The 11,908-nt window shown below is 36.2% G+C and carries 9 protein-coding genes; all 9 read left to right on the plus strand.

Features of this window, described 5'->3' with window-relative positions; all coding sequences use genetic code 11:
• Nucleotides 1–634 precede the first annotated feature (634 nt).
• The 9 genes from AC5LWL_RS05910 to AC5LWL_RS05950 all read left to right on the plus strand — a co-directional run bounded on the left by AC5LWL_RS05910 (nucleotide 635) and on the right by AC5LWL_RS05950 (nucleotide 11,504).
• Entirely contained in the window at nucleotides 635–1,447 is an 813-nt protein-coding gene (locus tag AC5LWL_RS05910; RefSeq protein ID WP_493433456.1) for a basic amino acid ABC transporter substrate-binding protein, read from the plus strand.
• 295 nt (nucleotides 1,448–1,742) lie between these two features.
• The gene (locus AC5LWL_RS05915) at nucleotides 1,743–3,020 is read left to right on the plus strand and encodes an IS110 family RNA-guided transposase (RefSeq protein ID WP_493432641.1); all 1,278 of its coding nucleotides are present in this window, start codon (nucleotides 1,743–1,745) and stop codon (nucleotides 3,018–3,020) included.
• A 388-nt stretch (nucleotides 3,021–3,408) separates the two neighbouring features.
• Complete coding sequence (locus tag AC5LWL_RS05920; protein WP_493433457.1) at nucleotides 3,409–4,065, plus strand: amino acid ABC transporter permease; 657 nt, start codon at nucleotides 3,409–3,411, stop codon at nucleotides 4,063–4,065.
• Nucleotides 4,062–4,784, plus strand: a complete 723-nt coding sequence (locus tag AC5LWL_RS05925) for an amino acid ABC transporter ATP-binding protein (RefSeq protein WP_493433458.1) — start codon at nucleotides 4,062–4,064, stop codon at nucleotides 4,782–4,784. Before AC5LWL_RS05920 ends, AC5LWL_RS05925 begins: the two co-directional genes overlap by 4 nt.
• A gap of 426 nt (nucleotides 4,785–5,210) precedes the next feature.
• Nucleotides 5,211–6,641, plus strand: coding sequence for an NAD-dependent succinate-semialdehyde dehydrogenase (locus AC5LWL_RS05930; protein WP_493433459.1), 1,431 nt, complete (start codon nucleotides 5,211–5,213; stop codon nucleotides 6,639–6,641).
• Between the two features lie 265 nt (nucleotides 6,642–6,906).
• On the plus strand, nucleotides 6,907–7,545 hold the full coding sequence (locus AC5LWL_RS05935; RefSeq protein WP_493433460.1) for a GntR family transcriptional regulator: 639 nt from the start codon (nucleotides 6,907–6,909) through the stop codon (nucleotides 7,543–7,545).
• A 17-nt stretch (nucleotides 7,546–7,562) separates the two neighbouring features.
• Nucleotides 7,563–8,519 (plus strand): D-2-hydroxyacid dehydrogenase, encoded by a 957-nt coding sequence (locus AC5LWL_RS05940; RefSeq protein ID WP_493433461.1) that lies wholly within the window; start codon nucleotides 7,563–7,565, stop codon nucleotides 8,517–8,519.
• A 15-nt stretch (nucleotides 8,520–8,534) separates the two neighbouring features.
• A complete protein-coding gene (locus AC5LWL_RS05945) occupies nucleotides 8,535–10,202 on the plus strand; it encodes a M20/M25/M40 family metallo-hydrolase (RefSeq protein ID WP_493433462.1) in 1,668 nt (555 codons plus the stop codon).
• 21 nt (nucleotides 10,203–10,223) lie between these two features.
• Nucleotides 10,224–11,504 carry an aspartate aminotransferase family protein gene (locus AC5LWL_RS05950; protein ID WP_493433463.1) on the plus strand — a complete coding sequence of 427 codons (1,281 nt, stop codon included), beginning with the start codon at nucleotides 10,224–10,226 and terminating at the stop codon, nucleotides 11,502–11,504.
• Nucleotides 11,505–11,908: the final 404 nt, after the last annotated feature.

Here is an 11,908-nt window from a genome sequence, read left to right on the forward strand (position 1 = left end):
ATTTTTTTTCCAAAATTCGGAATCTAAAGATACAATATGAAAGTGTAAATCTTATTTTTAATGAATTATTAACATATGTCAATAGGTTTCTTTCATATTTCGAACACGAAATTATAATTTGAATATTCTTTAAATTTGCAAGTTGCCATATATTACGTGTTTTGCTGAATTTGTGGTAAGTAAAATATTCTGGATGGTATTAAAGGTAAATATGGTAGAGTCTATCAATCGAATGAAATATTGATTTATTTTAGCAGGAAATTATGAATAGAGAGATTTATCTGCATTAATTTTGAATCATTTTTATTTATAAGTTAAGAAAAAACGAAGTTAAGGACGTTTCTAACGCCTGACAAAAATAAAGGTATTAATTAAACGATAAAAAAAATCTAAAAAAAGTGTGTAAGAAAATATGACAATATTCGAGACGTTTTTTGAATTTTTCTATATTGTTTAAGAATACAGTATTCTGTATACAGGATTCAAAAGGAAGGGAGTTAATATAAATTAAGCTGAATAATAAAGATTCGTTAATTTAGACGATATAAATTTTTGGCACAGGAGTCTCATGTAAGAAGCAAACTTTTATTAAGTCAAATAATTTTAATATTTAAAAAAACGGGAGGGTTTACATATGAAAAAGTATTCTATTTTTACGCTAGTAATTGTTTTTACATTAATTTTATCTGCTTGCGGAACTAGTAAGGGGGAAAGTGAAGAGAATGGAACAGATTCTAAAAAAACATTAAGAATCGTCACAGATGCTGCCTATGCACCATTTGAGTATATGGATAAAGGAGAAATTGTTGGGTTTGATGCAGATTTTCTTAAAGCTGTCGCTAAAGAAGCAGGTTATAAGTATGAGCTTGTACATGTTGGTTTTGATCCATTGTTTGTAGAAATTAAAGATAAAAGAGCTGATTTTGCTATTGCAGCGATTGCTGTAACAAATGAAAGAAAGCAAACTTATGATTTCTCTATCCCTTACTTTATGTCAGCAAATGAAATTTTAGTAAACGAGGGAAGTGATATTAAGAGCACGAATGATTTAAAAGATAAAGTAATTGCTGTGCAAAATGGAACAACAGCTCAATTAGCAGTAGAAGGATTATTAGGTAAAAACAGTAAAAAAATTAAAAAATTTGATAATAACAACTTAGCAATCATGGAGTTACTTAATAATGGAGCAGATGCTGTAGTGGCTGAAGGTTTAGCTGTGCGTGAATATGCAAAGAAAAACCCAAATAAAAAAGTAGCAGTTATTCCGGATGAAGATTATTTTGAAATGAAGTATTTAGGACTAATGTTTCCTAAAAATAGTGAAATAAAGGCAGAATTTGATAAAGCCATCAATACGGTTTTAGACAATGGTACGTATGAAGAAATTTACACAAAATGGTTTGGAGAAAAGCCAAATGTCGAAAAGTTAAAAGCAGCACAGCAATAAAAAACTGGAAACAGTTAAGGTATACACTTTTTGTCCAAGATTTATGGAAAACAGGAGGAAAAACGTGCTTTCCTCCTGTTTTCCATAAAAATTATCCTAATTAAAGCTAAAAGAATGATAAAAAGAGAACAAATAATATAACAGTAAAAATAATAGAACTTATTATTTAAAGGAGCATTCCTGTTAGAAGGATTTTCGGGGACTTGAACAAAAAAGAGCCCTCTTGGTATGATACGGGGTGTCAAATCGTGGACCGAAATGACCCCTAACTTAGTTAACCAAGGAGGACTCCAAAATGGATTTTAAACAAAATCAGAAAATAAATCAAGTCACCGAAAAAACACTCGTAGTCGGAATCGATATTGCCAAGCGGACCCATTACGCTTGCTTTGTGGATGACCGTGGACGTGTGCTCCAAAAATCGTTCTCTGTTTCTCAAGCTAGAGACGGGTTCGAGCTTTTCTATCAACGTATTCTGGTAGCCATGAAAGAAAATGAAAAAACGGAAGTCATTGTCGGGATTGAACCTACGGGACACTACTGGCTCAATTTGGCCTACTACCTTGAGGACCGGGGCATTCCCTTGGCCATGGTTAACCCTATGCATGTTAAGCGTTCAAAAGAGTTGGACGACAATCTGCCAACCAAGCATGACAGAAAAGATGCACTTGTGATCGCTCGACTTTTAAAAGACGGACGGTTCAGTTATCCCCGTATCCTAAAAGGTATGGAGGCCGAACTTCGCGTTGGGTCAACGTTTAGAAGTAAATTGACTGAGGAACTAGGGTCTGTCAAAAACATGATTATTCGTTGGTTAGATCGCTATTTTCCAGAGTTTACTCAGGTGTTTCCGTCATTCGGAAAAATGGCTTTGGCAGTACTTGAATGTACCCCATTTCCGAATGATCTTCACCAAAAACAACCCGATGAAGTTTTATCTCTTTATCGGAAGGTTGAGGGGCTCAAATCCCCCCAAAGACCCAAAGCATTGCGTCTTATTGAAGTCGCAGCTAACTCTATCGGAGTAACAGAAGGACGTGAGATGGCCCGTATTGAAATTACCACGCTCGTTCGCCGTTACCATCAGTTAGAACAAGATATCGAAAGCCTTACTCAACATCTAGTTGACCTTGTAAAAACGTCTGTAGAGTACGAATGGCTATCAACGGTTCCGGGACTCGGAGATACAACGATTGTCGATCTATTAGCTGAAATCGGAAGCTTTTCACACTACGAAGATCCACGCCAACTAATTAAACTCGCGGGATTAACGTTACGTGAAAATTCCTCTGGTCAGCACAAGGGGCAAAAACGCATCTCCAAACGGGGGAGAAGAAAGCTTCGCGCCCTTCTGTTCCGAGTAATGATGCCGATGATCCGTCACAATGAAGCCTTTCGAAAGCTACATGAGTATTACACAAATCGTATGGTTAATCCATTACGCAAGAAGCAATCCATCGTGGTTCTATGCGGTAAGCTATTAAAAGTATTACATGGAATTAGCACTAAGCACAAAGCGTTTGACGCACAGCGAATGATGAGGGATATTCCTAGTCTCGTAGAGGCTGCATAAGACCCTTCATCCCCTTAAATAGACCTAGACAACAGGATGACACGGAGAAGCTGGCACTATTTTTTCCATTCGACCTTGAGTCCCTAAAGGAGCTTCGCTAGCCTCTGCCTTATGACTAGACCGAACGAAGGAATGTAGGCACTTAGATGCCCAGAGACATGGGAGGGTACGTCATCATAAGTTACGCAGAGATCCATTGTGCATCGCATAATTTCCTATCACTACTTTCCACCATTATCCAGTAGTGACCGCGTAGCGTACCCATGTATTGGAATAGTTTCACATATTTTAAAAATATTGTTAGGGATTGTGTCGAAAAATATTTTTTTGATACCCCAACAACGGGTCAAACCGTTGATAGATCAACATTTATAGAGGGAGGAAATACATGGACTTTCAAATAAGCATTATTGTTGAATACGCTCAGTTTTTTTTAAAGGGAGCTATGCTTACAATTGGTTTATCGTTAGCGGGGATATTAATAGGAACATGTTTAGGGCTGTTAATGGGGATAGGGAAAATAATGAGGAATAAAATACTTGCTTTTCCATTTATTTGTTATATTACATTTTTTCGTGGTACTCCACTACTAGTGCAAATATTAATTGTACATTTTGGATTGGTCCCATTATTTACTGGTGAAACGAATGGAATTGCAGCTGGAATTATTGCATTATCGTTAAACTCTGCAGCATATATAGCAGAGATTTTTAGAGCAGGAATTCAATCAATAGATCGAGGTCAGATGGAGGCAGCACGCTCACTTGGGATGAACCATATACAAGCAATGAGATATGTGATTTTACCTCAAGCTTTTAAACGAATGATTCCTCCACTTGGAAATGAATTTATTGTGTTATTAAAAGATTCTTCCTTGATATCGATTGTCGCAGCCCCAGAGCTTATGTATTGGGCTAGAGCAATGGGTGCTCAATACTTCCGTGTATGGGAACCGTATCTTACTGCTGCGTTTATTTATCTCATTTTAACACTTGTTATAAGCTTCTTGTTAAATCGACTTGAAAGAAGGTTGGAAACAGTATGATTAAAGTGGAAAATTTAAAGAAGTCATTTGGAGAAAATCAAGTATTAAAAGATATTAATACAGAAATACAACCGAAAGAGGTAGTCGTAGTACTCGGTCCTTCTGGTTCTGGAAAATCCACTTTTTTAAGGTGTATTAATCGTTTAGAAGAAATTACAGCTGGAAGAATCTTCATTGAAGGGGTAGATATTACGGATAAAAAAACAGATATTAATCAGATCCGCACAGATGTAGGAATGGTTTTTCAACAATTTAATCTTTTTCCTCATATGACAGTGATTGATAATATTGTTCTATCTCCTGCCAAGATTAAAAAAGTGGACAAACAGGCAGCTAAGAAAAAGGGGTTAGAGCTTTTACGCAAGGTAGGTCTAGAAGATAAGGCAAATGTATACCCTGATTCTTTATCAGGTGGACAAAAGCAACGGGTTGCGATTGCAAGAGCATTGGCAATGGAACCGAAGATTATGTTATTTGATGAGCCAACATCAGCATTAGATCCGGAAATGGTTGGAGAAGTACTTGAGGTAATGAAACAGCTGGCTAAAGAAGGAATGACGATGGTTGTAGTTACTCATGAAATGGGTTTTGCAAAAGAAGTAGGCGATCGAGTGATTTTTATGGATGGTGGATATATTGTAGAAGAGAATATTCCAAATGAGTTATTTGGGAATCCTAGTGAAGCTAGAACAAAATCCTTTTTAAGCAAGGTGCTATAATACATGAAATAATTATAAATTCACATTAACAAAAAATTTTATTAACAATTCAAAAATTAACTGAATAGGCTTGAAAAATCAATTTTATATAATTGGCAAGGAATTTTTTATGAAGTGTAAAGATGAAGAAATTTCGTCTCAGTTTAAGGATAGAGTTTTTTCATTAAATAAGAAGATAATAAATAATTTTCTTCTATATATTAAATATTTCTAATATGCTTCAAAGATGAAGGGGTTAATACGTGGAATTTTCTGAAAAATCATGTGAGAACTTTTCACAAAATCCTTTACAAAATTATAAGTTATTCGTAATATTTATATATAACGTATCCTGTATACAGGATACAATTTAAAATCCGATATAGTATAAATAATAAACGAACGCTTTAGTTTGCATAATTTATAAAAGGAAAAGGGGAGTGAATAATGCTTTATATTGATGGCGTATGGCAAGAATCAGAAAGCAAGGAAACTTTTAATGTTTTAAACCCTGCTACTGGAGAAGTGGTAGATTGTATTGCGAAAGGTGGAAAAAAAGAGGCACAGTTAGCAATTAATGCAGCGCAAAAAGCATTTTTGCCTTGGTCTAAGCTAACTGCAAATGAAAGATATGCTTATTTAAAAGCTGCTGCTGATATTTTAAGAGGAAGAGTGGATCGTTTAGCTGAATTAATTACAAAGGAAATGGGGAAACCTGTTTCAGAAGCAAAGGGTGAAATTGGTTTAGCAATTGATTATTTAGACTGGTACGCCGAGGAAGGAAAACGCATATATGGTGATACCATTCCAGCATCTTCTCCATCTAAACGTTTAATGGTAGTACGTCAACCAGTAGGGGTTATTGGAGCCATTACTCCTTGGAATTTTCCTATAGCCATGATCACTAGAAAGCTGGCACCGGCTTTAGCTGCAGGATGTACAGCCGTATTAAAACCATCCGAGGAAAGTCCATTATCTGCAATGGAAGTAGTTAAAGCACTGCATGAAGCAGGCATTCCTAATGGTGTTGTTAACTTAGTTCATGGACAACCGAAAGAAATTGGCGATGTGCTGATGAGCAGTCCAATTGTTAAGAAAATCACCTTTACGGGATCTACAGCAGTTGGAAAAGAACTTGTTCGAAAATCGGCGGATACGATGAAGAAAATATCGATGGAGTTAGGTGGACATGCACCATTTATTGTGTTTGAAGATGCTGATTTAGATCGAGCAGTAGACGGAGCAATTGCAAGCAAATTTCGAAATGCTGGTCAAACTTGTATTTGTACAAATCGTATATATGTTCAAAAGTCCATTTCCGTAGAATTTGCTAATCGATTAAAAGCAAAAATGGAGCAATTAATTGTCGGAAATGGATTACAAGAAGGAGTCAACATCGGTCCATTAATCAATGAACGTGCGATTGAAAAGACAGAAAGTCATGTATCTGATGCTGTATCTAAAGGAGCCAAGGTTATTTATGGAGGTTCTAAACCAGAGGGAAAATCGTTTAGTAAGGGATATTTCTTTAATCCAACACTTCTTTTAAATGCTACAAATGAAATGAAAATAGCTTATGAAGAAACATTTGGACCAGTAGCGCCAATCTTTGTATTTGAAACGGAAGAAGAAGTAATTGAAAAAGCAAATGACACCGTGTATGGTTTAGCATCCTATATTTTTACTCAAAATGGAGCTAGAATGTTCCGTGTCTCCGAAGCACTTGACTACGGAATTGTTGGAGTAAACGATGCGATGCCAACGGTAGCACAAGCACCGTTTGGTGGAGTAAAGGAATCTGGAATTGGTCGTGAAGGCGGCAGATATGGAATAGAAGACTATTTAGAAACTAAATTCGTCTCATTTGATTTTTCCTAATAAAGATAGCTAATCTATTATGAAAAGAAATGATGTTGAGTGAACGAGTGTATTATAGATGAAAACAGTAGAAAACTTGGAGAAAAGAACTATTTAAAAAGATAAAAATTTTAAAACATAGATAGTAATAATCAAAGATATTTTTCTAAAATGTGTTAGGAAATATAACAATAATATTGAATTGGTTTACCGCTTATGTATACTTATGACATAACATACAAGTATTCAGGATACGGAATACAAAAAAGAAAGAGGTTATGTTTAAGTGTTTAATAAAATTGTACAATCAGAAACATTGGCAGAACGTGCCTATAAAGAGATAAAAAAAGCGATTATTCGTGGAGATTTTAAGCCTGGTGATTCATTGGCTGAAGAAGAACTTGCTTCCATGCTGGGCATTAGCAGAACGCCCATTCGAAAAGCAATTGGAGAGCTAGCATATGAAGGGTTAGTTATATCTGAGAATGGAAAAAAAGCGCGAATATCTTTTCTTTCTAAAGAGGATGTCCAGCATTATATAAATTTAAGAAAAATATTAGAAGTGTTTTCGGCAGAAGAAGCGGCTCCGCTTGTAACAGACGATATGATTAATCATCTAGAGAAGCTAATGGTAAATCAGAAAAAAGCAATAGAAGAAAAAGATCTTTACGAGTATATTGATTTAGATTCTCAATTTCACCTTAGTATTGCGCAAATTTCAAAAAATAAAAAACTACAAGATTTTATAGAGCAAATTCATAACCAATTAACAAGATATCTTGTGCTTTCTGGCACACTTTCTGAAAGTGCGGAAGAAGCACATCAAGAGCATTTAAACATAATAGAAGCATTAAAGGAAAGAAACCCCAAAAAAGCTGCTGAAGCTGTTCAATATCATATAGAAAATGTGGAACGGCGTTCATAACTTGGAGGTATTATTGCATGATTGTGAGTGTTTGTGAGGAGATGTTGCCTTCACATCAAGAGAAAATAGGCAGGGAGACAGGGAAAGAAATACTTCTTTATCGTTCTGTGAAGGAGATTCCAAATCATATAAAGGAATCTCTTGAGATATTACTAGGATATGGACCTAGTTTTAATGATCAAGAAGTAGCTACTTTTGAACAGTTTCCGAACTTAAAATGGGTTCAGTGGTTCAGTGCTGGGATTGATGATTTAAAGATTGATGAACTAGACGAGCGAAGAATCATTTTGACAAATGTATCGGGTATTCATGTTAAACCGATGAGTGAATATGTACTTATGTGCATGCTGTATTTTGAAAAAGACATGGATCGCTATCAATCGTTAAAGCATCAAAAGCAATTTGACCGCAGTAAGCTAGTAGGAGAATTAACGGACCGAAAAGTTTTACTTTACGGGACTGGTGTGATTGGTCAAGCAATCGCCAAGACGTTATCCCTATTTAATATAACAGTTTATGGTGTTAATACATCTGGAAAATCACATCCCTATTTTCAAGCGACATATAAATTAGAGGAAGCAGAAAAGATAATTGGGTCGGTTGATTATGTAATTTCCCTTCTTCCTTCGACTGTAAAAACGAGAAATTTCTTTACAAAAACGTATTTGCAGAAGATGAATCCAAAATCTGTATTTATTAGTATTGGCCGTGGCGACGTAGTGGAAGAGCAGGCAGTAGTAGAGTTGATTCAAAATAAAATGTTAAGAGGAGCGGCGATGGACGTGTTTCATCAAGAACCCCTTCCAGCTGACAGCCCTCTATGGGAATGTGAAAATTTGATTGTAACACCACATATGTCAGCAAAATCAATTTATTATATTGACCGCTGTGTGGATATTTTTATTCACAATCTCAATGCTATAGAAAAGAATAAAGAAATGATAAATGTAATTAATACATGCAGAGAGTATTAAGAGAGAGGTGATTCTATGTATACCAAAATAAAAAATTTGCCATTATTTGATCAAGTAGAAGCCATTACGACCTCTCTTGTACAAACATTAAGTATAAATGGGACAGCTGGAGAAGTAGAGATTGCAGAAAAAATAGAACAATTTTTACGTAGCTTCCCTTATTTTCAAGAACGTCCTAATCAGGTATGGACACAAGATCTGCCGAATGATGAAATTGGCAGAAAAAATGTGTTCGCACATATTAAGGGAAATGGAAAGTCCAAAAAAACAGTCGTTTTTCATGGACATATTGATACGGTTGGAATTGAAGACTTTGGTGGACAACACTCTAATGCGAATGATCCAGAAGCACTCTTAGAATATTTTCAAACCTATTCAGATGAAGAGATCCGAACACAGGCTTTGTCAGAAGATTGGATGTTTGGCCGGGGAGCACTGGACATGAAGAGTGGGCTTGCAGTTCATTTAGCGAATGTTCTCTATTTTAGCAAGAACTTAGAAGCATGGGATGGAGATATCATCTTTATGGCAAACCCAGTAGAGGAAAATCAGCATTCAGGTGCGATTGCTGCCGTTGATGAGTTGTTGCGGTTACGGGCGGAAGAAGGCTTGGAGTATATAGTGGCGATAAATACTGACTATATTTCTGCCTTCTATCCTGGCGATACGAACAAGTATATTTACACGGGTGCAGGAGGAAAACTTCTGCCATGTTTTTATGTGTATGGCCGAGAAACTCATGTCGGACAAACGCTTAATGGTCTTGACCCAACACTAGTGACAGCAGAATTAAATAAACGAATTAATAATAATATGGAATTAACTGAGCAAATTGAAGGCGAATTGATTACCCCTCCTTCTGCTCTCTATCATCGGGATACGAAAGAGTTTTACAATGTACAAACAGCCGTAACTAGCCACTTATATTTTAACTTTATGGTTTTAGAAGCAACACCAAAAGAAATTATGGAGAAGTTAAAAGTCGTAGCGCAAGAGGCAGCTGCTGAAGTGACGGAATATTATGAAAAAAATTACGATACGTTTGCTAGTGTAAATAATTTTCCATCTAATCGACCAAATTGGGATATGGATGTCTATAGTTATTTGGAGTATTGTGAGAAGCTTGCTAAACAAGGAATAGATGTCAAGGCCGCTTCAGCACAGGTGCTTGAAGATAATCCTGCACTTGAGCTGCGCGAGCTTTGTTTCAAAATAGTTGATAGATTACGAGAGTTAGATCAAGAAGTAACACCATGTGTGATTGTTTTTTATGCACCACCATATTGCCCACATAATTATTTGACTGGAAATGGGGCAAGAGATCAAGCTATTTTACAAACAATTAAAAAGGCAACAGCAAGTACATCACAGCGTACGAATGAAATCTTTTCAGTAAAGAAATTCTTTCCTTATCTTTCTGACAGTAGTTATTTATCTCTCCATGACACAGATGAGGAAATTGACTACCTTGTCGATAACTTTCCTGAATGGAATAAAATCTATCCGGTGCCGATTAAAGATATTCGCAAATTAAATATCCCTTCCATTAACGTTGGAGTATATGGGTTTGATGCTCACCGTTGGACGGAGCGTGTATTCAAACCGTATTCTTTTGAAACAGTACCACAACTTATTCGAGATATGACAAAGTCTTGGCTAAAGGCTTCTGCAAAACAATTATAAGTAAAGGAAAAGGTGATAACTATGACAACAATATCCGAATCTTTAGCAGCACGCGCAAATAAAGTTTTTCCTCCTATTGCCCAAAGAGCAACTACTGTTGGCATTGTGAAAGGAGAAGGTTCTCATGTAACTTCAGAAGATGGTAAAAAATATTTAGATTTTGCGAGCGGAGTAGCCGTAACGAATGTTGGCCATAACCATCCACTTGTTGTAGAAAGAGCAAAGGCGCAAATCGATGAATTAATTCATGGAGGTCATAACGTCCTTTATTATCCAGTATATGTTGAGCTTGCTGAAAAGCTTAATGAATTAAACGGCGGCAACTGTAAGGTGTACTTCTCAAACAGTGGTGCAGAAGTGAATGAAGGAGCTATTAAATTAGCGAAACATGTAACCAAACGCCCTGGCATTATTTCATTTAAACGAAGCTTCCACGGACGTACACTAGCAACGACAACATTGACAGCATCCAACTCATTATATCGCAAGGGGTATGAAGGTCTTTTGCCTAGTGTTTATTATGCTGATTATCCTTATGCATTTAGAACTGGATTGTCTGAAGAGGAAGAAGTAAAACGCTGCTTGGATTCTTTGGAAGAAATCTTTAATTTCTTGATTGCACCAGATCAAGTAGCTGCAATTATTATGGAGCCAGTTCAAGGAGAAGGGGGATATATTGTTCCACCGGCATCTTTTATCAAAGAGGTTAGAAGAATTTGTGATCAACATGGAATTCTATTAATTTTCGATGAAATACAAACTGGTTTTGGACGTACAGGAAAAATGTTTGCTTGGCAGCATTTTGATGTGCAGCCAGATATTTTGACACTTGCAAAAGGAATTGCAAATGGATTTCCATTGAGTGCATTAGTAGGAAAAGCAGAATTAATGGATCAATGGACGGCTGGAACTCATGGAGGAACGTATGGAGGTAATCCTGTATCATGTGCGGCATCCCTTGCAGTAATTGAACTGTTAGAAAGTGGGCTGCTGGAGAAATCAGTTGAAATGGCAGAATACTTTACGGAGAAACTATCAAATCTTACTGCTACTTATCCTAATATTCGTGATATTCGTGGATTAGGATTAATGATTGGCATGGAATTCGTGCAAGCTGACGGTAAACCGGATGCACAAACAGTAGCAGAATTAAAAGAAAAAGCGTTAGAAAAGGGGTTGATTCTACTGACTTGTGGAACGGAAAAAAATGTTATTCGTTTTATCCCCCCTCTTACGGTTGCAAAAGAAGAAATTGATGAAGCATTCAGCATCATCAAAGGCTCTTTGGAGGAAATACAGTAATTGTAAAATTAAGCTTGTACATTACATTCTAATAGAAGCAAGAAAAAAAGCTTTCGTAAAGAGTTTCTTAGAATTTTTGATTAATATAAATAATTAAAATGTTAGACAACTGAACTAGCAATTGTTTCTCCTATCTTATGTAAATTAGAAACTTCCTAATTAGTGCGTGTTCAAAAAGGAGGATAAAACGGATCAAGAAGTTCAAGACCGCTTTACTTTGAGCATCGGCCTTCCACAGGATGTGGTGACTTCAACATTGCTAGCAGGACGTGAGTGTTTTTAATTAATATCTTCTAGTTAAATAGGGGAGAAGCGGAAGCTGAGCCAACGAGGAGATTGGACGTGTCATTTTTACCGGACTTTTGAACAATCTCTATTAGTTGTTTAGAAGTATTAAAAGAAGA

Source organism: Niallia sp. WK069_GA_01 (assembly GCF_983173855.1).

Excerpts from the sequence above, each read along its gene's own strand:
- AC5LWL_RS05940 (WP_493433461.1), top strand. The coding sequence starts at position 7,563 with ATGATTGTGAGTGTTTGTGAGGAGATGTTGCCTTCACATCAAGAGAAA.
- AC5LWL_RS05920 (WP_493433457.1), top strand. The coding sequence starts at position 3,409 with ATGGACTTTCAAATAAGCATTATTGTTGAATACGCTCAGTTTTTTTTA.
- AC5LWL_RS05915 (WP_493432641.1), top strand. The coding sequence starts at position 1,743 with ATGGATTTTAAACAAAATCAGAAAATAAATCAAGTCACCGAAAAAACA.
- AC5LWL_RS05930 (WP_493433459.1), top strand. The coding sequence starts at position 5,211 with ATGCTTTATATTGATGGCGTATGGCAAGAATCAGAAAGCAAGGAAACT.
- AC5LWL_RS05925 (WP_493433458.1), top strand. The coding sequence starts at position 4,062 with ATGATTAAAGTGGAAAATTTAAAGAAGTCATTTGGAGAAAATCAAGTA.
- AC5LWL_RS05945 (WP_493433462.1), top strand. The coding sequence starts at position 8,535 with ATGTATACCAAAATAAAAAATTTGCCATTATTTGATCAAGTAGAAGCC.
- AC5LWL_RS05910 (WP_493433456.1), top strand. The coding sequence starts at position 635 with ATGAAAAAGTATTCTATTTTTACGCTAGTAATTGTTTTTACATTAATT.
- AC5LWL_RS05950 (WP_493433463.1), top strand. The coding sequence starts at position 10,224 with ATGACAACAATATCCGAATCTTTAGCAGCACGCGCAAATAAAGTTTTT.